Source organism: Pseudomonas sp. PDM17, from assembly GCF_014851985.1.
GTDB lineage: Bacteria > Pseudomonadota > Gammaproteobacteria > Pseudomonadales > Pseudomonadaceae > Pseudomonas.
Map to the genome: position 1 here is coordinate 558,670 of NZ_JACVAT010000004.1, position 24,571 is coordinate 583,240.

Annotated in this window: 27 protein-coding genes; 14 read left to right on the plus strand and 13 right to left on the minus strand. The window is 66.9% G+C overall.

The window, feature by feature from the left end; translation table 11 throughout:
* Window positions 1–3: 3 nt before the first annotated feature.
* The 4 genes from IB256_RS16850 to IB256_RS16865 form a co-directional block, all read right to left on the minus strand.
* A complete protein-coding gene (locus IB256_RS16850; RefSeq protein WP_192403357.1) occupies window positions 4–723 on the minus strand; it encodes a phytanoyl-CoA dioxygenase family protein in 720 nt (239 codons plus the stop codon).
* On the minus strand, window positions 720–1,643 hold the full coding sequence (locus tag IB256_RS16855) for a LysR family transcriptional regulator (protein WP_192403359.1): 924 nt from the start codon (window positions 1,641–1,643) through the stop codon (window positions 720–722). Before IB256_RS16855 ends, IB256_RS16850 begins: the two co-directional genes overlap by 4 nt.
* A 75-nt stretch (window positions 1,644–1,718) precedes the next feature.
* On the minus strand, window positions 1,719–2,675 hold the full coding sequence (speB, locus tag IB256_RS16860) for an agmatinase (RefSeq protein ID WP_192403361.1): 957 nt from the start codon (window positions 2,673–2,675) through the stop codon (window positions 1,719–1,721).
* A 25-nt stretch (window positions 2,676–2,700) separates the two neighbouring features.
* Window positions 2,701–4,086 carry a sodium:solute symporter gene (locus tag IB256_RS16865; protein ID WP_151188885.1) on the minus strand — a complete coding sequence of 462 codons (1,386 nt, stop codon included), beginning with the start codon at window positions 4,084–4,086 and terminating at the stop codon, window positions 2,701–2,703.
* Window positions 4,087–4,348: 262 nt separating this feature from the next.
* On the opposite strand from IB256_RS16865, the gene IB256_RS16870 reads away from it, so the two are divergent.
* A complete protein-coding gene (locus IB256_RS16870) occupies window positions 4,349–4,576 on the plus strand; it encodes a CopG family ribbon-helix-helix protein (protein WP_045213580.1) in 228 nt (75 codons plus the stop codon).
* Window positions 4,573–4,854: a type II toxin-antitoxin system RelE/ParE family toxin gene (locus tag IB256_RS16875; protein WP_192403363.1), complete on the plus strand. Its 282-nt coding sequence runs from the start codon at window positions 4,573–4,575 to the stop codon at window positions 4,852–4,854. The genes IB256_RS16870 and IB256_RS16875 overlap by 4 nt, the downstream gene beginning before the upstream one ends.
* A gap of 244 nt (window positions 4,855–5,098) precedes the next feature.
* On the opposite strand, the gene IB256_RS16880 is transcribed toward IB256_RS16875, so the two are convergent.
* Window positions 5,099–5,386 carry a DUF2218 domain-containing protein gene (locus IB256_RS16880; protein ID WP_192403365.1) on the minus strand — a complete coding sequence of 96 codons (288 nt, stop codon included), beginning with the start codon at window positions 5,384–5,386 and terminating at the stop codon, window positions 5,099–5,101.
* A 97-nt stretch (window positions 5,387–5,483) separates the two neighbouring features.
* Between IB256_RS16880 and IB256_RS16885 the strand changes: the two genes are divergently transcribed.
* Window positions 5,484–6,401: a LysR family transcriptional regulator gene (locus tag IB256_RS16885; protein ID WP_192294279.1), complete on the plus strand. Its 918-nt coding sequence runs from the start codon at window positions 5,484–5,486 to the stop codon at window positions 6,399–6,401.
* A 56-nt stretch (window positions 6,402–6,457) separates the two neighbouring features.
* Window positions 6,458–6,913, plus strand: coding sequence for a GNAT family N-acetyltransferase (locus IB256_RS16890; RefSeq protein WP_192403367.1), 456 nt, complete (start codon window positions 6,458–6,460; stop codon window positions 6,911–6,913).
* 1 nt (window position 6,914) lies between these two features.
* On the opposite strand, the gene IB256_RS16895 is transcribed toward IB256_RS16890, so the two are convergent.
* The gene (locus tag IB256_RS16895; protein ID WP_192294283.1) at window positions 6,915–7,862 is read right to left on the minus strand and encodes an alpha/beta fold hydrolase; all 948 of its coding nucleotides are present in this window, start codon (window positions 7,860–7,862) and stop codon (window positions 6,915–6,917) included.
* A 180-nt stretch (window positions 7,863–8,042) separates the two neighbouring features.
* Here IB256_RS16895 and IB256_RS16900 point away from each other — a divergent pair, with 180 nt between their 5' ends.
* The 4 genes from IB256_RS16900 to IB256_RS16915 all read left to right on the plus strand — a co-directional run bounded on the left by IB256_RS16900 (window position 8,043) and on the right by IB256_RS16915 (window position 12,897).
* Window positions 8,043–8,327, plus strand: a complete 285-nt coding sequence (locus tag IB256_RS16900) for a hypothetical protein (RefSeq protein WP_192403369.1) — start codon at window positions 8,043–8,045, stop codon at window positions 8,325–8,327.
* A gap of 135 nt (window positions 8,328–8,462) precedes the next feature.
* Entirely contained in the window at window positions 8,463–10,556 is a 2,094-nt protein-coding gene (locus IB256_RS16905; RefSeq protein WP_192403371.1) for a 3-hydroxyacyl-CoA dehydrogenase NAD-binding domain-containing protein, read from the plus strand.
* Between the two features lie 9 nt (window positions 10,557–10,565).
* Entirely contained in the window at window positions 10,566–11,756 is a 1,191-nt protein-coding gene (locus IB256_RS16910; protein ID WP_192403373.1) for an acyl-CoA dehydrogenase family protein, read from the plus strand.
* A 10-nt stretch (window positions 11,757–11,766) separates the two neighbouring features.
* Window positions 11,767–12,897 carry an acyl-CoA dehydrogenase family protein gene (locus IB256_RS16915; protein ID WP_192294292.1) on the plus strand — a complete coding sequence of 377 codons (1,131 nt, stop codon included), beginning with the start codon at window positions 11,767–11,769 and terminating at the stop codon, window positions 12,895–12,897.
* A 456-nt stretch (window positions 12,898–13,353) separates the two neighbouring features.
* Here the strand turns inward: IB256_RS16915 and IB256_RS16920 are convergent, their stop codons facing one another.
* Window positions 13,354–14,139: an IclR family transcriptional regulator gene (locus IB256_RS16920; protein ID WP_192403375.1), complete on the minus strand. Its 786-nt coding sequence runs from the start codon at window positions 14,137–14,139 to the stop codon at window positions 13,354–13,356.
* Window positions 14,140–14,349: 210 nt separating this feature from the next.
* Between IB256_RS16920 and IB256_RS16925 the strand changes: the two genes are divergently transcribed.
* Window positions 14,350–15,981, plus strand: a complete 1,632-nt coding sequence (locus tag IB256_RS16925) for an AMP-binding protein (RefSeq protein ID WP_192403376.1) — start codon at window positions 14,350–14,352, stop codon at window positions 15,979–15,981.
* Window positions 15,982–16,028: 47 nt separating this feature from the next.
* On the plus strand, window positions 16,029–17,552 hold the full coding sequence (locus IB256_RS16930) for a 3-hydroxyacyl-CoA dehydrogenase (protein ID WP_192294298.1): 1,524 nt from the start codon (window positions 16,029–16,031) through the stop codon (window positions 17,550–17,552).
* A 67-nt stretch (window positions 17,553–17,619) separates the two neighbouring features.
* Here the strand turns inward: IB256_RS16930 and IB256_RS16935 are convergent, their stop codons facing one another.
* Window positions 17,620–18,711, minus strand: coding sequence for an aminopeptidase (locus IB256_RS16935; RefSeq protein ID WP_192403378.1), 1,092 nt, complete (start codon window positions 18,709–18,711; stop codon window positions 17,620–17,622).
* A gap of 65 nt (window positions 18,712–18,776) precedes the next feature.
* On the opposite strand from IB256_RS16935, the gene IB256_RS16940 reads away from it, so the two are divergent.
* Together IB256_RS16940 and IB256_RS16945 are read left to right on the plus strand one after the other, a co-directional pair.
* Window positions 18,777–19,193, plus strand: coding sequence for a hypothetical protein (locus tag IB256_RS16940; protein ID WP_017517676.1), 417 nt, complete (start codon window positions 18,777–18,779; stop codon window positions 19,191–19,193).
* Window positions 19,194–19,236: 43 nt separating this feature from the next.
* The gene (locus IB256_RS16945) at window positions 19,237–19,677 is read left to right on the plus strand and encodes a hypothetical protein (RefSeq protein WP_192403380.1); all 441 of its coding nucleotides are present in this window, start codon (window positions 19,237–19,239) and stop codon (window positions 19,675–19,677) included.
* A 108-nt stretch (window positions 19,678–19,785) separates the two neighbouring features.
* On the opposite strand, the gene IB256_RS16950 is transcribed toward IB256_RS16945, so the two are convergent.
* From IB256_RS16950 to IB256_RS16970, 5 genes are all read right to left on the minus strand, one after another.
* On the minus strand, window positions 19,786–20,022 hold the full coding sequence (locus IB256_RS16950) for a DUF1161 domain-containing protein (RefSeq protein ID WP_192294691.1): 237 nt from the start codon (window positions 20,020–20,022) through the stop codon (window positions 19,786–19,788).
* A 91-nt stretch (window positions 20,023–20,113) separates the two neighbouring features.
* On the minus strand, window positions 20,114–20,536 hold the full coding sequence (locus tag IB256_RS16955; RefSeq protein ID WP_138213407.1) for an OsmC family protein: 423 nt from the start codon (window positions 20,534–20,536) through the stop codon (window positions 20,114–20,116).
* A gap of 129 nt (window positions 20,537–20,665) precedes the next feature.
* Window positions 20,666–20,887 carry a DUF1161 domain-containing protein gene (locus IB256_RS16960; RefSeq protein ID WP_081518936.1) on the minus strand — a complete coding sequence of 74 codons (222 nt, stop codon included), beginning with the start codon at window positions 20,885–20,887 and terminating at the stop codon, window positions 20,666–20,668.
* A 162-nt stretch (window positions 20,888–21,049) separates the two neighbouring features.
* Complete coding sequence (locus IB256_RS16965; RefSeq protein WP_017518905.1) at window positions 21,050–21,265, minus strand: dodecin; 216 nt, start codon at window positions 21,263–21,265, stop codon at window positions 21,050–21,052.
* Between the two features lie 101 nt (window positions 21,266–21,366).
* Window positions 21,367–22,263, minus strand: a complete 897-nt coding sequence (locus IB256_RS16970; RefSeq protein WP_192294304.1) for a LysR family transcriptional regulator — start codon at window positions 22,261–22,263, stop codon at window positions 21,367–21,369.
* Between the two features lie 219 nt (window positions 22,264–22,482).
* Between IB256_RS16970 and trpB the strand changes: the two genes are divergently transcribed.
* Window positions 22,483–23,691, plus strand: a complete 1,209-nt coding sequence (gene trpB, locus IB256_RS16975; RefSeq protein WP_192294306.1) for a tryptophan synthase subunit beta — start codon at window positions 22,483–22,485, stop codon at window positions 23,689–23,691.
* A complete protein-coding gene (gene trpA / locus IB256_RS16980; protein WP_192403382.1) occupies window positions 23,688–24,494 on the plus strand; it encodes a tryptophan synthase subunit alpha in 807 nt (268 codons plus the stop codon). The genes trpB and trpA overlap by 4 nt, the downstream gene beginning before the upstream one ends.
* Window positions 24,495–24,571: the final 77 nt, after the last annotated feature.

Sequence of the window (24,571 nt, forward strand, 5' to 3'; positions counted from 1 at the left end):
CATTCAGTCGTACTCGGCCTCTTCGTGATCGCCCAACAGCCGCCGTTGTCGCGGCGTGCAGGCGGCGAGCACCTCGGGGTTGAAGGTCCAGTCCAGGTAGGGCGAGAACTTCTGCGCGACCATCCTGCGCCCATAGTGCACCTGCAGCAGGTAGCGCGTGCGCTCGCTCAGGTTGCGGCTGCCGGCGTGCCACAAGTCGCTACGAAACAGCAGGCAATCGCCCGCGCGGCAGAGCACCGGCTCGGCCGTCCTGCCCGCCCATTCGCGCTCGTCCGGTGCCGGCGCGCGGCCGGCGCGATGGCTGCCGGGGATCACCCAGGTGGGGCACAGCGCTTCGTCGATGTCATCGAGATAGATCTGCGCCGTGCAGATGAACATTGGCAGTTCCAGGTCAGCCCCCGGCAGCGCAACAGGCAGGTAGTCCTGGTGCATGTCCGCGCCGATGAAGCCGGGATGGCAGCGCCAGGCGGTCTGGCCGATCACGTGGCAGTCGGCGCCCAGCGCGGCTTCCGCCAGATCGATCAACCCCGGTGGGTCGAGAAAGGGCAGCCAGCTCGGAGAGCGGTTGAATACGCACTTGTAATGATCCACCAACCCTTCGTAGTCCCAGTGCAGCGGCCGCAGATCGTCGATCAGCGAACGCGCTTCGGCCACCTGTCCGGCGTCCAGCAGGCCGCGCAGCAGGACGAAACCGTCCTCGCGCAATGTCTGCAGGCAGCTCACGCCGGCGCCCCGCTACCCAGTTCGGCCTGAGCGCGCTCCAGGGCGTCGAGGAAGGCTGCCAGCACGTCGCCCGGTTCGGCGCCCTGGCGTGTCACGCAATGGAACTCCGAGACGTAGGCCAGCTGCGCCGGGCGAATCGCCCGCAGGCGATCCTGTGCGACCCATTGCGCCGCGTAGTGCGTGGGCAGGTAGCCAATGAAGGTACCGCTGAATACCAGGTTGGCGATGGCCTCCATGCTGTAGGCGTTGGTGGCGCGACCGAAGACCAGCCCGTGGGGCCGGCGACTTTCGGTCATGTAGCCACGGCCGACGTACTCGGCCGCGCAGATCTGCTCCAGGGAAGGCTCGTCCTGCGCACGCGCGAAGAACGGGTGCCCCTGGGCGCAATAGAGGTTCTGCTCTTCGCGGAACAGGAGCTGGTAGCGCAGCCCCGACAAACGATGATGGAAGGCGCCGATGGCCAATTGCAGGCGCTCCTCCAGCACGGCGTTTTCCAGCTCGTCCGGGCGCTGAGTATGCAGGTTCAGACGCACCCTCGGGTTACCCTCGCGGAACAGCCGGAGCGCCAGCGGCAGCGGCCAGCAGTGCTGGCCGAGCACACCATCGACGCAGCCCAGGTGCAGCACCTCGCGGTCGCGGCCGCCGAGGCCGGTCACCTGCTCGCGGAAACGCTCGATATCGACGAACAACCCGAGCGCCGCCTCGTACAGCTGCTGCCCTTCCTCGGTGAGCTGGAAGCCGCTACTGCCGCGTCGGCACAGCGAATAGCCCAGGCGCAGTTCAAGGTCGCGCACCAGCACGCTCAGCCGCGACAGGCTGGTGTTCAGGCGCACTTGGGCGGCGGTAAAGCCGCCCGCCTCGACGATGGTGCAGAAGGTGCGCAGCAGGCGCAGGTCGATATCGGAAAGATTGCCCAGCATGGGAGTTCTCGTGACGGCGGGCGCGGGCCTTTCGTTATAGCGCCGAGCGCGCCGCCCCGTGAACCCCCAGGGTAATCAACGGCGTGCGGCGACCGAATCAGCGAGCACGCAGAGCAGCTCGAACATCATGGTGGCGCCCACCAGCGCGGTCGCCCCGCCCTGGTCGAATGGCGGCGAAACTTCCACCACATCGGCGCCGATCAGGTTCAGGCCCTGCAGCCCGCGGATCATGTGCTGCGCCTCCAGCGTGGTCATGCCACCAATCTCCGGCGTGCCGGTGCCGGGCGCGTAGGCCGGGTCGAGCACGTCGACGTCGAAGGTCACGTAGGTCGGCCCCTGCCCCACCACCCGGCGCACTTCGGCCAGCGTGGCGGCAACGCCCAGGTCGGCGAACTCTTCCATGTGGATCACGCGAATGCCTTGCTCAAGGGCGAACGCTTCGTCGTCGGCGTCGTAGATCGAACCGCGAATGCCGATCTGCACCGTGCGTTTGGGGTCCAGCAAGCCTTCCTCGATGGCACGGCGGAACGGCGTGCCGTGGGTGTAGGGGTTGTCGCCGAAGTAGCGGTCATTGGTGTCGGAGTGGGCGTCGAAGTGCACCATGCCGATGGGTCGGTCGGCGGCCAGCGCGCGGAAGATCGGCAGGGTCACCAGGTGATCACCGCCCACCGACAGCGGGACGGTGCCGGCAGCGTGGATGCGCCGGTAGAAGCCTTCGATCTGCTTGAGCGAATCCAGCAGGTCGATGGGGTTCACCGGGGCATCACCGATGTCGCCGATGCGCAGCAGGTCATAGGGCGCGATGTGGCTGACGTGGTGCACCTTGCGCATCAGGCTCGACTGGTTGCGCACCTCTCGCGGGCCGTGGCGGGCGCCGGCGCGGTTGGTGGTGCCGCCGTCCCAGGGCACGCCGAGCAGGGCGATATCCACCTGCGCCGGGTCCTCGAAGATCGGCAGGCGCATGAAGCTGGGGATGCCGGCGAAACGTGGGATCTGCGCGGCGTCCAGGGGTTGCGGGAAATCATGGGGCATGGGGCGTCTCCTGTCGGATTGAGATTCAGTCGGCCTGCGCCTGCAAGCTGGCGGCGGGTGCGCCGGCGAGGCTGACCACCACGAAGGTGACCAGGCTGGCGAGCAAGCCGTAGGCGATGGGGGTATTGGCGAGCACGCCGTCGATGGCCATGAAGGCGACCACCACCAGGCAACCGACCACGATGCTGGCCATGGCTCCGCGTGCGGAGGCACGACGCCACAGCAGGGCGCCGAGGATGGGCACGAGCAGGCCACCGACCAGCAGGTTGTAGGCGATGCTCAGGGCACCGATGACGTCGTTCACCAGGCATGCCAGGGCCAGCATCACCACGCCCATCATCAAGGTGAACAGGCGGCTCTCACGCAGGCCGTTGGGCGCACCAGGGCGCAGGAAGCGCGCATAGATGTCCTCCTGGAACACCGTGGCGGCCGCCAGCAGGCAGCCCGAGGCGGTGGACATGATGGCCGACAGCGCCGCCGCGACCACCAGCCCGCGCAGGCCTGGCTGGAGCACCTGGCGGGTGACTTCGGCGTAGGCGTTTTCCGGCACTGCCAGGTTGGGCAGCAGAACGTGGGCGGCGGCGCCGATCAGTGCACAGGCCAGGCCGTAGAGCATGCAGTAGACGCCCGCGCCGAGGCCGGCGTAGCGCACCACTTTCTCGCTGCGCGCGGTGAACACGCGCTGCCAGATGTCCTGGCCGATGAGCGCGCCGAAGAAGTACAGCAGGAAGTAGGTGAGGATGGTGTCCAGGCCGATGTGGCCGAGATCGAAGAAGCCCGCCGGCAGCACTTCCTGCATGCGCGACAGGCCGCCCGCCTCGTGGATCGACAGCGGCAGCAGCACGGCGAAGATGCCGAGGGTCTTGATCACGAACTGGATGATGTCGGTGAGGGTGAGCGACCACATGCCGCCAATCACCGAATAGACGATGACGATGCCGCCGCCGCAGAGGATCGCCGGGATGCGCGGGATTTCGAAGACCACCTCGGTCACCGAGCCGATGGCAATGGTCGCGGTGACCGCCACCATCAGGTCGTAGGCAACCATCACGATGCCGCCGATCAGCCGCGACGACGCCTGGTAGCGCTGCTCGAGGATCTGCGTGACGGTGTAGACCTTCAGCCTCGCGATCTGCCGCGAGAACACCAGGCTGAGGACGATGATCCCCAAGCCCAGCATGAACACCAGCCAGAGGCCGGACAGTCCGTAGAGGTAGCCCAGCTTCACCGTGCCGATGGTGGACGCGCCACCGAGCACCACCGCAGCCATGGTGCCCAGGTAGAGCCCTGGGCCTAGACGGCGCCCGGCGACGAGGAAGTCGTTCTGGTTGCGCGCCTTGCGCATTCCGTACCAGCCCAGGGCAAGCATGCCCAGGGCGTAGACCAGCATGATCAGGTAATCGAGCAGCATGGCGGGGGGCTCCTGTTGTTGTTGTGTGGGAATCAGGCCTTCGCCCCGCCAGCCTGATGCCCCTCGCCCCGCCGGCAAATCCCCGAAGCCGGAAGCCAACTTTCGCCGCCGCGAAAGTGCTGCTCCAGCCCGCATCCACAGGCCTTCGGGCGCCTTTCCGGGCGCCCGAAGCGAAAAACTTCCCCGTCCTCAAGTGCTTGATTCGTATACGTATGTTATCGTTGTAAACACTGTATACAGCGTAAACGGAGCTGTTCAAAAAGTGACCACCGTTGTCTCGTTCCGTGCCGATGATGCCCTCGTGGCGGCGCTGGACCAGCTGGCCCGCGCCACCCACCGGGACCGGCCCTACCACCTGCGCCAAGCGCTGGCGCAGTACCTGGAGCGCCAGAGCTGGCACGTGGCAGCCATCGATGAAGGGGTGGCGGACGCCGACGCCGGCCACCTGCTGGAGCACGCGGCCATCGAAGCCAAGTGGGGCCTGGCATGAGCCTGCAGTGGACGCACAAGGCTGCCGCTGACCTGGACGCCATCTACGACCACTACGTCGTGCTGATCGGCCCGGAGAAGGCACTGCGGGCCATCCAGGACATCGTCGAGCAGGTCAGCCCGCTGGCGAACCTGGAACAGAGCAGCAGCGGAGTGCCCAGCGAAGTGCCCGGCGTGCGCGAATTGCTGGTCGAGCGCTGGCCGTACCAGGCTGCTTTCCGGGTAAAGGGGCGTTCTGTGCAGATTTTGCGCATCGACCGTGTGGATAACTTGGGGTAAAAGTGGTCACACGGTTACAAGATGTTTCAAGGTATTGACTTTGGAATTTGGTTAAAAAGCATTCAAACGAACGAATACCAAAATCTCTGCCTATTTAGCGACCCTGATTGAGTGCGTGCATTTTCAATGACCGAAGATAGCGCTCATGGTCACAAATCCTCAGCGACGCCTGGCTTTTTCCAGGCAACAAAAAACCCGGCCTTGGCCGGGTTTTTCCGTTTTTGCGCTTTTTTCGCCAGCTTTGTCAGGCGGTTTGCCAGTTCACCGGCAGCTGGCCTTCTTTCCAGGCGAAACGGTCGAGGTGGCTGACCACCACGTTCTGCAGGCGCTCGAGGCCTTCCGCATCAGTGGACTCGGCGTCCATCAGCAGCGCTTCCGGGGTCGCGTGCAGACGGCAGGTGCCGAAATCGAAGGGCAGCACGCCACGGTCGTCGGTCAGTTCGACCGGCAGCTTATGGGCGAAGTGGTTGCACAGGCGCTTGAGGTAGCGCGCGGCATCGGGGGTAGGGACGGTGGCACGGCTCGAAGGCATCTTTTCTCTTCTCCATTTTGGGAGATGACATCCTAGGCGCCGGCAATCCAGGGAAAAACCCGCTATTTTGCCTTTCACTCTTTAGCGGAGCTTCACAATGGACAATCTTCGCGGCATGGCGGTGTTCGCCACGGTGGTCGCGCGCGGCTCCATGGCCGCCGCAGCCGAGGCGCTGGGCATGACGCCTTCGGCAGTCAGCCAGCAGATCCGCAAGCTCGAAGCCCACGCCCAGGTCACGTTGCTGCACCGCACCACCCGCAAGCTGACGCTGACCGAGGCCGGCGAAGCCTTCTACCGAAGTTGCGCGCAGATGCTCGCCATCGCCGAGGAGGCCGAGCAGCGCCTGGGCGAATGGCGCGAGGCGCCGGTGGGCGAACTGCGCCTGGCCGCGCCAGTGGGATTCTCCGGCAAACTGATCACCGAGGCGCTGCGCCCGCTGCTGGAGAACCACCGCCAACTGCGCCTGCAGCTGTTTTTCCACGACGAGCAGATCGACCTGATCGAACAGCGCATCGACCTCGCCATCCGCGTCGGCACGCTGTCCGACTCCAGCCTGGTGGCAAGGCACCTGGCGGAGTGGAACAACGTCATCTGCGCCGCTCCCGCGTACCTGCGCCGCATGCCGGCCCTCGATCATCCACAGCAACTGCAGAGCGTGGACTGGCTCTCGCTGAATACCGTGGCGCACCAGGCCTACCTGAACTTCAGCGGGCCGGGCGGGGAAAACTGCAAGCTGCGACTCGAGGCGCGCGTGGCGGCCAACAGCATGATCGCCCTGCGCCAGTTCACCCTAGACGGCCTCGGTGTGTCAGCCCAGCCCGAGCCGGAAGTCCGCGAGGCACTGGAGGAGGGCAGGCTGGTGCGACTGCTGCCGGAGTGGACGCTGCCGCCGTTCGGCATCTATGCCGTCACTCCGCGCCGCGATGCCCAGCCGGCCAAGGTGAAGGTCGCCATCGAAGCGCTGCGCCGGCACCTGGGCGGCTCGACCACGCTGCGCTTCCACGCACCGGTCTGAGGCGCGCTACCATGCCGCTCTGAAGACGCCACCTTGATGATCGGAGTGAACACCACATGGCCCTGAACTGGACCTGCAAGCACCACCGCGACCTGACCAAGGAAGAGCTCTACGCCATCCTGCAGCTGCGCACCGAAGTCTTCGTGGTGGAACAGAAATGCCCCTACCAGGAAGTGGATGGCCTGGACCTGCTTGGTGATACCTGCCACCTGATGGTGGAAGAGGAGGGCAAGCTGATCGGCTACCTGCGCCTGCTCGACCCGCAACGCCACGACGGCGACGTGGTGATCGGTCGCGTGGTGATCGCCCCGCAGGGCCGCGGCACCGGCCTGGGCCACCAGCTCATGGAGCAGGCGCTGCAGGCCATCGCTCGGCGCTGGCCGGGGCTGCCGGTGTACCTCTCGGCCCAGGCGCACCTGCAGGGCTACTACGGTCGCTATGGCTTCACGCCGGTGACCGAGGTCTACCTGGAAGACGACATCCCGCACATCGGCATGCGCCGCGACGCCTGATTCAGGCCGGATAGTGCCGGCCGAGGAAGTCCCCGAGCAGCGCGTTCACCCGCTCCGGCTGCTGGCTCTGGATCCAGTGGCCGCAGTTCTCCAGCACATGCTGTTCGAGGTTGGGCACGTGCTCGGGCATGCGCTGCACGGTGTAAGCCTCGAAACGGCCGACCGGGTCACGGTCACCGATCAGGAACAGCGTCGGCTGCTCGACCTTGCGCCCGGCCAGCGGTTCGGTGCGTTGCCAGCTGCGCTCGAAGTTGCGGTACCAGTTCAGCGCGCCGTGGAAACCCCGGCCCTCGAAGGTCCGCACGTACCACTGGAAGTCCTCTTCGCTGCACCAGGCCGGGTGCGCCGGCGGTGGCAGGCCGTCGAACAGGCGGCCGTCGGGGGACTGATCCGGCGCCAGACGCACGTTGTCGCCCAGGAAGTGGCGCAGACTCTGCGCGATGTCCGCATCCAGCTCGGCCTCGGCACGGCCGGGCTGCTGGAAGTAGAGGATGTAGAAGAACTTGCCAGCGAACACCTCGCGCATGATCTCCACGGGCGGGCGCTTCGCGCGGCCGGCAAAGGGCACCGAGAGCGTCGCCAGCACCGCCACGCGCTGCGGTTCCAGCAGCGCCAGGTGCCACGCCACCGGCGCGCCCCAGTCATGCCCGACCATCGCCACGCGCTCGTGCCCCAGCGCATCCATGGCGCCCTGGATGTCCGCGCAGAGCGTCAGCACGTCGTAGGCGTCCACCTCAGGCGGCGCGCTGGTTTGGCCGTAACCCCGCATTTCCGGGACGAACACGCGGTAGCCGGAAGCGGCGAGGGCGCGCATCTGGTGCTGCCAGGAATGCCAGCACTCGGGAAAGCCGTGCAGCATCCACACTGGCTTGCCGTCCGCCGGCCCGTAGCTGTAGAGGCTGAGCTGGATCCCGTTGACCGCCAGCAACTGGTGTTCGAACTCGTTCATGGCGCGCACTCCCGCAGATGGTGAGCTTCACTATGCCAAGCCCGACGTGCCAGCCGAACCCTATTCACCAGGCGAATGAAGGGGTCTTTCCAGCCGACAAAACGGCCACCCGGCGAAGCGCCGCTGGAAACTGCAGATAATGCCGGCGCTGCCACCGATCTCGCTCCAGGAAGGACTCCCATGAGAAGCCAGCCCACCGCCCAGCTCTGCCCGGAGCTCGACGCCATCCTGCGGGCCGAACTGCGCGCCGGCAACCAGCTCGGCGAAGGTCCCGTACGCACCGACTGGCCGCAGCCCGGCTCGATCTACGCGGCCCTGCGCGACAGCCTGAGAACCCGCGCGCCGGGCCAATCCGGCCCCGTCCGCCACTCGATCTGCCGCGACCCGCACTACGGCTGGAACGATGAATGCTACTGCGAGGTGCACGGCGATCTGCTGGTCGCGGGAAGCACGCAGCGGCCCTGATTTTTCCTGCCGGGAAGCAATCGGGTGCTCAGCGGCCCCTCCGAAAAGGACTTGCAATCCGACAATAAAAAACAGCATCGTATTCTGCACAGCGAAACATCATTCCGTTAAAACAACGCTAAAACGGAGTTCAGCATGTCAGATGCGGTACTGCTCGAACGCCGGGGCGAGATAGCCCTGGTGACAGTCGACAACCCACCGGTGAACGCCCTCGGACACGCCGTCCGCGCCGGGCTGCTCGCCGCCTTCCAGCAGGCCGAGGCCGATCCGCAGGTACGCGCGGTGGTGCTGGTCTGCGTCGGGCGCACCTTCATGGCCGGCGCCGATATCCGTGAGTTCGGCAAGCCGCCGCAGGCGCCGTCCCTGCCCGAGGTCGTCGATATCCTTGAAGGCGCCAGCAAGCCCAGCGTCGCCGTGATCCACGGCACCGCCCTGGGCGGCGGGCTGGAAGTCGCCCTGGCCTGCCATTACCGCATCGCCCGCCGCGATGCCCAGGTCGGCCTGCCGGAAGTGAAGCTCGGCCTGCTGCCCGGCGCCGGCGGCACCCAGCGCCTGCCGCGTCTCGCGGGTGTGGAAAAAGCCCTGGACATGATCGTCTCCGGCGCGCCGATCCGCGCGCCGCAGGCCCTCGAATTCAACGTCGTCGACGAGCTGTTCGACGGCGACCTGATCGACGCCGGACTCGCCTTCGCCCAGCGACTGCTGGCGGACGGCAAAGGGCCGCGCCGCACCGGCGAACGCAACGAGCGCGTGCAGGAAAGCGGCCTCGCCGAGCTGATCGCCCACAAGCGCGGCGAAGTGCAGAAACGCCTGCCCGGCCAGTTCTCCCCGCAACGCTGCATCGATGCGGTGGAAGCCGCGACGCAATTGCCGCTGCACAAAGGCCTGTTGCGCGAACGCGAGCTGTTCATGCAATGCATGGAATCCCCGCAGCGCGCCGCGCTGATCCACGCCTTCTTCGCAGAGCGCGAGGCTGCCAAGGTCGACGGGCTGGCCGCCGACGTGCAGCCACGGGACATCCGCCGCGCCGCAGTCATCGGTGGCGGCACCATGGGTGTCGGCATCCTGCTGTGCTTTGCCAACGCCGGCATCCCGGTGCAACTGCTGGAAGTGAATGACGAAGCCCTGCAACGCGGCCTCGACCGCGCCCGCAGCCTGTACGCCGCCAGCGTGGCCCGCGGCAGCCTGGGCACCGAGGAGATGGAGCGGCGTCTGGGCCTGATCAGCGGCGTGCTCGACTACGCCGCGCTGGGTGATGCCGACGTGGTGGTCGAAGCCGTCTTCGAAAGCCTGGAGGTGAAGCGCCAGGTCTTCGAACAACTGGACGCCCACTGCAAGCCCGGCGCGATCCTCGCCAGCAACACTTCGTCGCTGGACCTAGACGAGATCGCCGCCTTCACGAAGCGTCCGCAGGACGTGGTCGGCCTGCACTTCTTCAGCCCGGCCAACGTCATGCGCCTGCTCGAAGTGGTACGCGGCAAGGCCACCTCGGACACCGTGCTGGCCACCGCCATGCAGCTCGGCAAGCACCTGAAGAAGGTCTCGGTGGTGGTCGGCGTGTGCGACGGTTTCGTCGGCAACCGCATGATCTTCCAGTACGGTCGCCAGGCCGAATTCCTCCTGGAGGAGGGCGCCACGCCTGCGCAGGTGGACCGCGCACTGCGCAGCTTCGGCATGGCCATGGGGCCGCTGGCGGTACGCGATCTGTCCGGCCTCGATATCAGCCACGCGATCCGCTCGCGCCAGCGGCCGAACCTCAAGCCCGGCCAGACACTGCCCACGGTGCTCGATCACCTGATCGCCGCTGGCATGCTTGGGCAGAAGACCGGCACCGGCTTCTACCAGTACGGCGAGGGCGGTCGCGCCGCGCAGGACAACCCGGCGCTGCCGGCCATGCTGGAAAAGGCCGCCGCCGACCGCGGCATCACCCGCGCACCGGTCGCTGATGAAGAAATAGTCGAGCGCTGCCTCTACGCGCTGATCAACGAGGCCGCCAACATCCTCGACGAAGGCATCGCCCAGCGCGCCAGCGACGTCGATGTGATCTTCCTCAACGGCTACGGCTTCCCTGCCTGGCGCGGCGGCCCGCTGTTCTATGCCGACAGCGTCGGCCTTGCGCAAGTGCTCGAACGAATCCGCGAGTTCCACCAGCGCCTCGGCGCCTGGTGGCAACCCGCACCGCTGCTCGAACGCCTGGTGGCCGAAGGCCGCCGCTTCGCCGATCTGTAGAGGACCACCATGGACATCCACTTCACCCCTGACGAACTGGCGTTCCGCGATGAAGTCCGCCGCTTCCTCGACAGCCAGCTGCCCAAGGACATCGCCAGCAAGGTGCGCCTGGGTAAACACCTGAACAAGGGCGACCACCAGCGCTGGCAGCGCGTGCTTGCCGAGCAGGGCTGGTACGCCACGCACTGGCCGGAGGCGTTCGGTGGCACCGGCTGGAACGCCGTGCAGAAGCATATCTTCGAAGAGGAATGCGCCGCCTTCGGCGCGCCGCGCACCATCCCCTTCGGCGTCAACATGGTCGCCCCGGTGATCATCAGGTTCGGCACGCCCGAGCAGCAGGCGCACTACCTGCCGCGCATCCTCGACGGCACCGACTGGTGGTGCCAGGGCTACTCCGAGCCGGGCGCCGGCTCCGACCTCGCTTCGCTGAAGACCCGCGCCGTGCGCGACGGCGACCATTACGTGGTGAACGGCCAGAAGACCTGGACCACCCTCGGCCAGCACGCCGACTGGATCTTCTGCCTGGTGCGCACCGACCCCGAGGCGCAGCAGCAGCGTGGCATCAGCTTCCTGCTGATCGACATGCAAACACCTGGCATCACCGTGCGCCCGATCATCACCCTGGACGGCGAGCACGAGGTCAACGAGGTGTTCTTCGACAACGTGCGCGTACCGGTGGAAAACCTGGTGGGCCGCGAGAACGAAGGCTGGACCTGCGCCAAGTACCTGCTGACCTACGAGCGCACCGGCCTCGCCGGCATCGGCGCGTCCAAGGCGGTGCTCGCGCACCTGAAGCAGGTCGCCAGCCGCGAGCTGTGCGACGGCAAGCCGATGCTCGAAGACCCGCTGTTCCGCGCCCAGGTGGCGGAGGTGGAGATGCAGCTGATGGCCATCGAGATGAGCACGCTGCGCATCCTCGCCGCCGCTCGCGAAGGCGGCGTGCCGGGCGCGGAAAGCTCGATCCTGAAAGTGAAGGGCACCGAGATCCGCCAGGCGATCAGCCACCTGCTGCGCAAGGTGCTCGGCCCCTACGCGCTGCCCTTCATCGAGGACGAATTCGAGCTGGGCAGCGAGGCGCTGCATGCGGATTACTCGGCCGCGCCAGCCAGCCAGTATTTCAACCTGCGCAAGCTGTCGATCTTCGGCGGCTCCAACGAAATCCAGAAGAACATCGTCTCCAAGATGATTCTCGAGCTGTGAGGCCAGGACCATGGACTTCAAACTGAGCGAAGAGCAGCAGATGCTGCAGGACACCGCGGCCCGCCTGGTCCGCGACGCTTACCCGTTCGACAAGCGCGAGAGCTTCAGCAAAACCACGCTGGGTTACAGCACCGACTTCTGGCGCCAGCTCGGCGAGCTGGGGCTGACCTCGGTATCGCTGCCGGAAAGCCACGGCGGCTTCGGCGGCGGCGTGGAGAGCATGCTGGTGCTCACCGAACTGGGCCGTGGCCTGTGCCTGGAGCCTTACCTGCAATCGGTAGTGCACGGCGGTGGGCTGATCGCCCAGCTGGGCAGCGTCGCGCAGCAGGACCACTGGCTGCCGCGCGTCGCCAGCGGTGAAGCGCAGCTGGCAGTCGCGCTGGAAGAACCCCAGAGCCACTATCAGCTGCACGACGTGCAGACCCGTGCGGAGCAAACCGGTAACGGCTGGAAGCTGAGCGGACGCAAGGCGGTGGTGATCGGCGGGCAGAGCGCCACAGCGATCCTGGTCTCGGCGCGGGTGTCCGGTAATGCGCGGGACGAGGCGGGCATCGGCCTGTTCCTCGTCGACCCGCAGCAGGCCGGCGTGAGCCGCCGCGATTACCCGACGGTCGACGGCCAGCGCGCCTGCGAGCTGTTTCTCGACGGCGCCATCGGCGAGGCTGTTGGCCTGCCGGGCGAAGCGCTACCGGCGCTGCGTTATCAACAGGGCCGTGCCATCGCCGCGCAGTGCGCTGAAGCCCTCGGCAGCCTGCAGGAAGCCTGCGCGCTGACCCTGGACTACCTGAAGACGCGCAAGCAGTTCGGCACTCCTATCGGCAAGTTCCAGGTGCTGCAGCACCGCATGGTGGACATGCGCAGCGAGCTGGAACAGGCCACCAGCATGGCGATCCTCGCCGCCTGCGTCGCCGACCAGCCCGACAGCGTCGAGCGCAGCCGCACTCTGGCGGCGGCCAAGTTCATCGTCACCCGCGCGGCGCGCTTTGTGGCCGAGCAGGCGATCCAGCTGCACGGCGGCATCGGCATGACCTGGGAATACGTGCTGGCGCACCACGCCAAGCGCCTGGTGATGCTCAGCCACCAGCTGGGGGACGACGATCATCACCTGAAGGTTTATGCGAGGCTCATGGAAGTCGCGTGAGAGAAACCTCGAAGTTAACCGCCATTGCTCTTGAAGTCTTCCAGAGCGACATCCGAGCACTCCGGACCGCCCCTTTCAGGAGGCCTCGTTGAATTGGAGTTTCAGGGGTTGAGCGACATGGATGTCGCGAGAGCCACGATGGGCCAGGGATGGCCCTTCGTGGCGTGCCCCTGAAACTTCGATTCAACGAGGGTATTTTTCGCCTAGGCGAAAAACCGGATGGAGGGGCAAGACCTTTGCCTACTTTGGGTCTTTCCAAAGTGGGTCGCCCGAGGGGGCGAAACAAAATGCTCGCGCGCACGCCGAAGCGACGCGGGAAACAAGGCGTGAGGCTGACACATCGCGGACGGAGTCCGCTCCTACGTGAGCGCATGACGCCGTCGTTCAGATAGAGCCCCGAGTCAGCCGCGATGGATATCGCGGAGAAGCTCCGCTCCTACAAAAGCTTGCGGACGATCAGGCCCCGAGGCTCTCGATATCCCGCGCCAGAATCTCCAACTCATGCGCCAACGACCCGCACAGCGTTTCCTCGCTGAGCTGGAACGACGGCGCCCCGCAGGTCAGCGCCATCAGCCCGCCGTCGGCCAGGCGCAGCGGTACGCCGGCGGCGCGCACGTTGCGGTCCCAGTCGCCGAGGGACAGGCAGAAACCATGCTGGCGGAATTCCTCGAAGGACGCCTCCAGCGAGGCACGCATGACCGACCAATCGCCTTCGTGGCGTTCCTGCAGGGCCGACAGCAGGTGCTCACGCTCCTGCTCCGGGGTAGCGGCGAGGTACGCGCGGCCGGCAGCGGTGGTCGCCAGCGGCAGGCGCACGCCGGCGTCCATGCGCAGGGAGGTAGCTTTCGGAGGACGGCAGTTTTCCACGTAGATCATCGACAGCCAGTCGCGGCAGGTCAGGCCGACCGTGGTGTTGGTGCGACGGGCGAAGGCATCCATGTACGGCTTGGCCAGCTGGCGTACGCGCAGGTTGGAGACATAGGCGTAACCCAGCGCCAGCACGCCGGAATCCAGCTGGTACTTCTCGTGCTGCTGCGAGTAGCAGAGGTAGCCCAGTTGGGTGAGGGTGTAGGTCATGCGCGACACCGTCGCCTTGGGCAGGCCGGTGATCCGCGAGATTTCCTGGTTGCCGAGCACCACCGAGCCATGGGTGAAGGCGCGCAGCACGTCCAGTCCGCGGGCGAGCGCCTCGACGTACTTGCGGTCCTTGGGGGTGCTGCTGTCTTCGACGTCGTCGCTCATGGGGCCTCGGCGGGGGATTGCAGTTGCGGCGCCACGCGCGGCGCGGGCGAACGATAGCAGATCGCCCAGTCGCCACGCAGCGGTCCGCGTGTGCTCGTTGCGCCGGGCTAGCCTATCGCATACCATCGATTTCGACACGATGTTTCGCTGTGCAGAACAACAATTCGAATCCAGAGCCACTACAGGCTCGAAAAAGAAACGGAGAAGTCGATGTCTGCTCAACCCTCCGGTCACGTGGCCCGCGAGCTCGCCCGTCACGCCTACCAGAATCTCCACGACCTGCTGCGCGATGCCTGCCGCGAATTCCCCCAGCGCCTGGCATTTTCCTGCGGCGACAGCCACCTGAGCTTCGCCGAGCTGGAGCGCCAGGCCGATGCCTTCGCCCGCTACCTGCGCCACCACGCCGGCCTGCAACCCGGCGACCGCCTGGCGCTGATGCTGCCCAACTCGCTGCAGTACCCCATTGCCACCTTCGGCGCGCTGAAGGCAGGCGTGGTGCTCGTGAACACCAACCCGCAATACACCGCCAGCGAGCTGCGCCATCAACTGGCCGACTCCGGCGCCAGCGCCGTGCTGCTGCTCGACCGCCTGCTGCCGCTACTGCGCGGGGTGCAAGCGCACAGCGATGTTCGACAGCTTTTGCTGACCTCGATCGACGACATCGAGCGTCCGCAGTTCGACAGCGACGAGGCCGACTGCACGCGCTTCCAGCAAGCCCTGCGCCTGGGCGCCGAAGCGCCGCCAGTGGACACCGAGCCGGGCCTGGATCGCCTCGCGCTGCTGCAGTACACCGGCGGCACCACGGGCGTCTCCAAGGGCGCGATGCTCAGCCACCGCTGCCTGATCGCCAACGTCATCCAGACCCTGGAACTGTTCCTGCGCCCCGGCCTGCTGGAGCCGGCCACCGACGTGCGCATCGCGCCGCTGCCGCTCTACCACATCATGGCCTTCGCCACGAACTGCCTGTCCTCGGTGGGCATGGGCCTGCACACGGTGTTCATCCGCGACGGCCGCAACCTCGACGAAATCATCGGCGCCATGCGCCGCTATCCCTTCACCCTGATGAGCGGGATCAACACCCTGTTCGTCGGCCTGATGAACCACGCGGATTTCCCCAGCATCGACTTCAGCCACCTGAAGTGGGTGACCTCCGGCGGCGCGCCGCTGAACCGAGAGGTCGGCCGACGCTGGGAAGCGCTGACCGGCGCGCCGGTGCGCGAAGGTTTCGGGCTCACCGAGGCATCGCCGGTGGTCTCCACCGGCACGCTGCTGAGCCCGTACCGCGAGGGCTACGTCGGCCAGGCGCTGGTGGACACCGAGCTGCGCACCGTCGACGAGGAGGGCCACGATACCGGCCCCGACCAGCCCGGCGAACTCTGGCTGCGCGGCCCGCAGGTCATGCAGGGCTACTGGCAACGCCCGGAGGAGAGCGCCCAGGTGCTCACCACCGACGGCTGGCTGAAGACCGGCGACATCGCCGAGCTGGACGCCGACGGCATGCTGAAGATCGTCGACCGCAAGAAGGACATGATCCTGGTCTCGGGCTTCAATGTGTTCCCCAACGAGGTGGAAGACGCGGTGATGCGCCACCCCGGCGTACGCGAGTGCGTGGCCATCGGCGTGCCGGACGAGCGCAAGGGCGAATCGGTGAAGCTGTTCGTCAGCCTCAAGGACGAGACGCTGGCGCCGGCGCAGATCATCGCCCACTGCCGCGAGCACCTCACCGGCTACAAGGTGCCGAGCTTCGTCGAGGTGCTCGACGAGCTGCCCAAGACCAGTGTCGGCAAGCTGCTGCGCCGACAACTGCGTGACCTGGAACTGGCCAAAAGGACCACCGCGTGAGCACAGCGTCTATGGTTGAAGCAGGTGCGCACGACGAGACCCGCAGCATGACCGAGTCCTTCCACCGTATTGGCGTGATCGGCGCCGGGGCCATGGGCCGCGGCATCGCCCAGCTGTTCGCCAGCGCAGGCAGGACAGTGCGCCTGTACGACAGCAACCCGCAGACCGTGGAGCAGGCCCTGGCCTTCAATCGCGAGCTGCTGGAGCGCGCGGTGGCCAAGGGCAAGCTCGCCGCGGACGGCCTCGACGCCACGATGCAGCGTTTGCTGCCGACCCACAGCCTGGACGAGCTGGCCGACTGCGACCTGCTGATCGAGGCCATCATCGAGGACCTCGGCGCCAAGCAGGCGCTGCTCGCCGAGCTGGAAAAACGTGTGGCGCCGGATGCCGTGCTGGCGAGCAACACCTCGTCGCTCTCGGTCACCCGCATCGCCGCGCGCTGCCAGCACCCGGAGCGGGTCGCCGGCTTCCACTTCTTCAACCCGGTGACGCTGATGCGCATCGTTGAGGTGGTGCGCGGCCAGCGCACCAGCGAGTCGGTGGTGCGCCGCCTGAGCCGGCTGGCGGAGCAGGCCGGGCACTACCCGGCGGTGTCGCCGGACAGCCCCGGCTTCATCGTCAATCACGCCGGCCGCGCCTTCAGCACCGAAGCCCTGCGCATCCTCGGCGAAGGCATCGCCAGCCCGGCACAGATCGACCGCATCCTGCGCGACGGAGTGGGCTTTCGCATGGGGCCCTTCGAGCTGCTCGACCTGACCGGCCTGGACGTGTCCCACGCGGTGATGGAGTCGCTCTACCAGCAGTTCTACCAGGATCCACGCTATACCCCGTCGCCGCTGGCCGCGCAGCGCGTCGCCGGCGGCTTGCTGGGGCGCAAGAGCGGCGAGGGCTTCTACCGCTATCGCGACAGCCAGGCCGTGCGCGAGCCCGAGGAACAGCACGAAACCGTGTTGCTCAATCGCCCGTACTGGCTCGACAGCCAGGACCCGGAGCTGCGCCACCGCGTGGCGGCGATCCTCACCTTGGGCGGCGTGGTGCTGGAGACCGGTGAAGCACCGTCGTCCCGCGCCATCTGCCTGGTCACCCCGCTGGGCGTGGACGCCAGCACGCGCATCGACGCCCTCGGCCTGCCGCCGGAACGCAGCCTGGCGCTGGAGACCTTCACCGAACTGGACCGCCGCCGCGTGCTGATGCGCCAGCCGGCGCTCGACCCCAAGCTCGAAGCCCAGGCGCGCCAGGCGCTGGGCAGCGACGGCGTGCCGGTGGAAGTGATCAACGATTCGCCCGGCTTCATCAGCCAGCGGGTGGTCGCCGGCATCGTCAACCTCGGCGGCGAGATCGCCCAGCGCGGCATAGCCACCCCGGTGACGCTGGACCGCGCGGTACAACTGGCGCTGGGTTACCCCCTGGGCCCGCTGGCCTTCGGCGAGCACTACGGCGCGGCGCGCATCCTCACCATTCTCCAGGGCCTGCAGGTCTGCTACGGCGAGGCGCGCTACCGGCCCAGCCCGTGGCTGCGCCGCCGCGTGCAGCTGGATTTGCCGCTGCATAGCCCGGACAGGCCGGAGTGACGCTCCTCAACCTGCAGGAGCGAGGGGGAGCCTGGTTATTGCTCGCGAACGAGCCCCGGAGAAGTGCTCACCGGAAGCTGACGAACTCCCCCGCCTTCAGCTTTTCCAGCGCCGCCTTGCGCTCTGCCGGCGGCAACGCCCCGAGCTTTTCCACCCGCGCATAGAACGCCGGCCAGTTGCCGCCGACCTGGGCGAACAGCGCCGCGAAGGCCGGCACCCACTGGTCGTAGAGGCCGAAGGGCAACAGCTTGGCGTTGTTCAGCGGAGCGTTGACCCAGGCGTCGAAGGGCGCCTTGCCGCCCCAGTCTTCATCGCGCATCCGCGCGTAGTCGCGGCGCAGTCGCTCGAACTCGGCCTGCTTGCCGGCGCGCTTCTCGGCGTCGCTGCGTGGGCTGGCGTAAAGCGCCTGCAGGCGCTCGCGGGTATCGAGCACCAGCTCGGTAAAGCGCTTGCGTTGCTCGGCCAGTAACGGCGCTTCGTCCGGCAGATGGCGCGCCTCTCGCCAGCGGCGACCGCCCTCGGCCTCGACGAAGGAGGCGTAGGACTCGTTGAACGCCGTATCGCCGGGCAGGTAGAACTTCTGGTGCGCCAGCTCGTGGAAGATCGTTTCGGCCAGGCGCTGGTCGCCCCAGCGCAGCATGCTGCTGAGGATCGGGTCGTCGAACCAGCCGAGGGTCGAATAGGCCTCCACGCCGCCGACATAGACGTCCAGCCCCTGTTCCTTGAGGCGTTTGGCCTCGGCCTGCGCCCCCTGGTCGCCGTAGTAGCCGCGGTAGGCCACGCAGCCGGCGATGGGGAAGCAGTGGGTCAGCGGCTGCAGCGACAGCTCCGGCGTGGCGAACACGTTCCAAACCACGTTGGGCCGGTGGATGTCGGCATACAGGCGGTAGCTCTGGTTGTCCGGCAGGCCCAGCTCGGCGCTGGCAAAGGCGCGGGCTTCCTGGGACAGCTCAAGACGCTGGCGCAAGGCGGGGTCGCGGGTCGGGTCGGCGACCACTTCGGCCACGGGCTCGCGGGCGGCGAGCAGGCGCAACTGACCGTCCGCCAGCTGGCCGTAATACCCCACGGTGGAACAACCGCTCAGCGCCCAGATGGCCAGGCAGGGAACCCAGCGGCACAGGCGGCTGTCGAGTGTCGGGATAAGAAGGCGGAAGGGCATGCGCGGAACATAGCACAGGGCCTGGTCCGCTCGCTGCCGCCCCCTCGACCCAGGAGCCACCCCCGATGCGCGCCCTCCTCATACCTGCCGGCCTGCTCGCCCTGAGCGGCTGTTCGATGCTGATGCCCCAGCCGGACCCGAACCGCGCCTGGGTCGACCTGGACACCAATAGCCAGAGCGACCTGGCGGCCATGGAAGTGGACAACAAGGAATGGTCCAGCACCCGTTACTTCGAGGTCGACCCGGGCTCCCACGAGTTGCGTGTGCGCTTCCAATTCCAGGTCGAACCGGTGGACATCGGCCCGGTGGACGAGGCGCTCTGGCGCGACTGCGAAATGACGGTGCAATACAAGGAATTCAGCGCTGGCCAGCGCTATCGCCTGGAGACCGGCAGCATCGGCTTCCGCCCCTGGGCCAAGCTCTACGACGCCCAGGGCGGCGAAATCGCCCGCGGCCGCGAACGGGGCTGCGCCAAGGCCTGAGCGGGGTATGCTGTGGGGTGAATCCATCCCACGGTGAGCCTCCATGCGCCCGCGTCATCTCCCCGGTTTCCTACCCCTGGGCATCGCCCTGCTTGCCGGCTGCGCCAGCCCGCTGCCGGCCCACGACCCGCAGATGGCCTGGATCGACCTCTACACCACGCCAGGCAAGACGCTGATGGCCGAGCGCCTGGATGGCCAGTCGGTGAACGACGGCCGCTTCTACCAGGTGACGCCGGGACGCCACGAGCTGGTGGTGCGCTTCCAGTACGAAGTCTCCAGCGGCGGCGGCATGGGCCAGATGACCGACCCTTCGGAGCTGACCTGCCGGGTCAAGGTGACCTACGACGACTTCGCCGCCGGCCAGCGCTACCGGCTGGAGCTGCGCCCGCAACTGCGCAGCGCCCTGGCGCTGCTGACGGACGCCGATGGCAAGCTGGTGGCGAAGACGGATTTCCAGGGAGCGGTGCGCTGCGGGCCGTTCTAGATCAAAGGCGTTCGCAGCCGCTCTGATCGGCCTCTCCCGGTACGAGCGGGCCATGTCCGCGATCGCGCGCATGGCGCGCTCCTACAACCGGGCACCCGCGCGCAGGACTCAGCTGTCGTTCTTCTGGTAGATGATCCGCCGCTGCCCGTTGTCGCAGGTGCCGACCACCATGTTCGGGTCCTTCACCTCGGACTTGTCCACGATCTCCAGGGTGTAGGAGGTCACCCCGGCGGCCTGGATCTTGGTCTCGATCTCGGCCTTGAGCTCCTCGCAGGGCTTCACCGCCGCCCAGCTCGCGCCGCTCGCCAGCAGTACCGCCACGCCCGTCGCCACGGCCCACTTCATCGTCGTCATCACAGTCCCTCGTCATAGCCCCACGGCGGGGCACCCTATCCTAACGGTGGACCGCAACCGCCGGACAGAGTGCCCCGTAGGCTCATTCGAGGCTGGCGTCGAGGGTGATGCGCGCGTTGAGCACCCGCGAGACCGGGCAGCCTGCCTTGGCCTTGTCGGCAATGGCCTGGAAGGTCTGCGCGTCGGTGCCCGGCACCTTCGCCTTCAGCGTCAGGTGCACAGCGGTGATGGTGAAACCGTCGGTGAGCTTTTCCAGGCTGACCTCGGCCTTCGTATCGATACTCTCGGCCGTCAGGCCGGCCTCGCCGAGCATCATCGACAGCGCCATGGAAAAGCAGCCGGCGTGAGCTGCACCGATCAGTTCTTCCGGGTTGGTCCCCGGCGCGTCCTCGAAGCGGGTGTTGAAGCCATAAGGCTGGGACTTGAGCGCACCGCTCTCGGTGGAGATCGTGCCCTTGCCGTCCTTCAGACCGCCCTGCCAGTGGGCCGATGCCGATTTCTTCATGTCGCGTCCTCCGCGTGGGTTGCAGTCAGGACTTTCGAGGCCGGTCCGCACCCGTGGGTTCAGCTTTTTGCAGACCATGAAAAATGCCGGGCCCCTCGCGGAGCCCGGCCTCGTTGCACATCCAGGCGTTTACTTGGAGTAGACGATTTCCTTGGTGCCGCCTTCGCAGGTGCCGACGACTTGCTTGCCGCCCGCGCTGCCCTTGTCGACGACCTCCAGGCTGTACGAAGCAACGCCCTTGGCCTTGAGCTTCGCATCGATTTCCGACTTCAGCTCTTCGCACGGCTTGCCGGCGGCAAAGACGTTGCCAGCCAGGGCGAAGACCCCCACAGCGATCAGGAACTTCTTCATCGGTAACGCTCCCTCGTCGTTCACAGAAAAGGCCCGAACGGGCCGGAAAACCGGGCTACCCCGGTACGCACGACCACGCGCCTCGCCAACATGGCAGCGGCACGTGACAAAAGAGCCGCGTGAAAAATGGCCCTCGACAAACAGGCTCGAGCCGCAGGCGATCTAGCTGTTGGCGATGCGGAAGCCGACCTTGATGGTCACCTGGTAGTGCCCCACCGCGCCGTTCTCGATGTGCCCGCGAGTGTCCACCACCTCGAACCACTCCAGGAAGTCGATGCTCTTGGCCGCTTCGGCCAGCGCGTTGTTGATCGCATCCTCGATGCTGGTGCGCGAGGAGCCGACCAGCTCGATCTTCTTGTAGGTGTGGTGATTGGACATTGCCTCTCTCCTGGGTCTGGCGGCGCACAGGCAGAATGCCAGCGCGCCCAATGGACAGTAGTAGAGGGGTGGACCGACGGCAAACGGGGGTGGTTCAGACTTTACGCGCGGCCGTTCAGCTCCAGCTGCAGCCAGCGCGCCAGGCGTTCGGCACGCGGGTCGGCGCGACGCTCGGGGACCCACAGAGCCAGCCGCGCCGTGGTTTCGACGAAGCCCCAGGGTGCGGCGAGGCGGCCAGCGGCGAGGTCGTCGGCCACCAGTTGCTGCGGTGCGATGGCCACCCCGAGACCCGCCACGGCGGCTTCCAGCAGATAGTAGAGGTGCTCGAAGCCCTGGCCGAGCTTCAGCCGCATCGGGTCCAGGCCATGGCGTGCGGCCCACTCCGGCCACGCCTGCGGGCGAGAGACGGTATGCAGCAGCGACTCACCCAGCAGCGCCCCGGCGGGTGCCGCGCGCAGTTGCTCAAAGCGCGGGGAGCGCGGGCTGAGTACCGGGCCGATGCTTTCCACCGCCAGCTCCAGCACGCGCATGTCCGTCGGCCAGGGCGGCGTGGCGAAGCACAGGGTGGCGTCGAGGCCACCACGGCGCGGATCGAGGTCACCGTCACTGGCGGAAAGTTGCAGGCGCAGGTCCGGCAAGTCACGGTTCAGGCGGTCCAGGCGCGGGATGAACCAACGCGCCAGCAGGCTACCGGGGCAACCGAGAACGAAGGGCGCATCACCGCCGGCCTGGCGGCGCAGTTCGGCGCAGACGCTGCGCAGGCGCTCGAAGGAATCGCTGGCGACCTCGCTCAGGCGAACACCGGCATCGGTGAGTTTTACGCCGCGCCCCTCCTTGACGAACAGAGTCACGCCCAGCTCGTCTTCGAGCAGGCGAATCTGCCGGCTGATCGCCCCGTGGGTGACGCTCAGCTCATCAGCCGCTGCGCTCACGCCGCGCAGTCGGGCAGCGGCTTCGAAGGCGCGCAGGGCATTGAGCGGCGGAAGGTCTCGGCTCATGGCGTTCTATCTGTGAGTTTTCCTGACAGGTTGTGGCGATCTTATCGCTTTTCCCCGTCATCACACAGCCGTATCCTGAGCAGCACTTGTAGGAGCATCAGCCAACTCGCTGCGCGGTCGACCCGGTAGGGCGGATAACGCTGGCGCGTTATGCGCCCTACGAAAATTCACGCGGCAGCGCCCAGTGCCTTGCCGCCAAGAGACCCAAGGAGCCTTCCCATGTCCACACTGCGCACCGGTCCAGACGCCAAGGGCCTGTTCGGCCACTTTGGCGGCCAGTACGTCGCCGAGACCCTGATGCCGCTGATCCACGACCTGGCCCGCGAGTACGAGAAGGCCAAGGAAGATCCGGAGTTCCAGAAGGAGCTCGCCTACTTCCAGAGCGACTACGTCGGCCGTCCGAGCCCGCTGTACTTCGCCGAGCGCCTGACCGAGCACTGCGGCGGCGCGAAGATCTACTTGAAGCGCGAAGAGCTGAACCACACCGGCGCGCACAAGATCAACAACTGCATCGGCCAGATCCTGCTGGCCAAGCGCATGGGCAAGAAACGCATCATCGCCGAGACCGGCGCCGGCATGCACGGCGTGGCGACCGCCACCGTGGCCGCGCGCTTCGGCATGGAATGCGTGATTTTCATGGGCACCACCGACATCGATCGCCAGCAGGCCAACGTGTTCCGCATGAAGCTGCTGGGCGCCGAGGTGATCCCGGTCACCGCCGGCACCGGCACCCTGAAGGACGCGATGAACGAAGCGCTGCGCGACTGGGTGACCAACGTGCACAACACCTTCTACCTGATCGGCACCGTGGCCGGCCCGCACCCGTACCCGGCGATGGTCCGCGACTTCCAGGCCGTGATCGGCAAGGAAACCCGCGAGCAGCTGGCCACGAAGGAAGGGCGCCTGCCCGATTCCCTGGTCGCCTGCATCGGCGGCGGCTCCAACGCCATGGGCCTGTTCCACCCGTTCCTCGATGACGCCAGCGTGCAGATTATCGGCGTCGAAGCCGCCGGCCACGGCATCGAGACCGGCAAGCACGCAGCCAGTCTGAACGGCGGTGTGCCGGGCGTGCTGCACGGCAACCGCACCTTCCTGCTGCAGGACGAGGACGGCCAGATCATCGACGCGCACTCCATCTCCGCCGGCCTGGACTACCCCGGCATCGGCCCGGAACACGCCTGGTTGCATGACATCGGCCGCGTCGAGTACACCTCGATCACCGACCACGAAGCGCTGGAAGCCTTCCACCAGTGCTGTCGCCTGGAAGGCATCATCCCCGCACTGGAGTCCTCCCACGCGCTGGCCGAAGTCTTCAAGCGCGCGCCGGACCTGCCCAAGGACCACATCATGGTGGTGAACCTGTCCGGTCGTGGCGACAAGGACATGCAGACCGTCATGCACCACATGCAACAGGAGCCGCAAGCATGAGCCGCCTGCAGACCCGCTTCGCCGAACTCAAAGAGCAGAACCGCGCCGCCCTGGTGACCTTCATCACCGCTGGCGATCCGGGCTACTCGACCTCTCTGGACATCCTCAAGGGCCTGCCCGAGGCCGGCGCCGACGTGATCGAACTGGGCATGCCGTTCACCGACCCGATGGCCGACGGCCCTGCGATCCAGCTGGCCAACATCCGCGCCCTGGGCAACGGCCAGAACCTGGTCAAGACGCTGAAGATGGTCCGCGAATTCCGCCAGGACAACAGCACCACGCCGCTGGTGCTGATGGGCTACTTCAACCCGATCCACTACTACGGCGTGGACAAGTTCATCGCCGATGCGAAAGAGGCCGGCGTCGACGGCCTGATCGTGGTGGACCTGCCGCCGGAGCACAACGAAGACCTCTGCGACCCGGCCCAGGCCGCCGGCCTGGACTTCATCCGCCTGACCACGCCGACCACCGACGACCAGCGCCTGCCGACCGTGCTCAACGGCAGCTCGGGCTTCGTCTACTACGTTTCGGTGGCCGGGGTGACCGGCGCTGGCGCGGCGACCCTGGACCACGTCGAGGAAGCCGTGGCGCGCCTGCGTCGCCACACCGACCTGCCGGTCTCCATCGGTTTCGGCATCCGCACCCCGGAACACGCGGCGAGCATCGCCCGCCTGGCCGATGGCGTGGTGGTGGGCTCGGCGCTGATCGACAAGATCGCCGAAGCCACCAGCTCCGCCGATGCGGTGCAGAGTGTGCTCGGCCTGTGCCGCGAGCTGGCTGAAGGCGTGCGTAGCGCCCGCTGAGTGCTCCCCACTCCTGCAGGGAGCTGAGCAGTTCCGTTGCGTGATCCGCCCCCAGAAAAAAGCCCGGCGAATGCCGG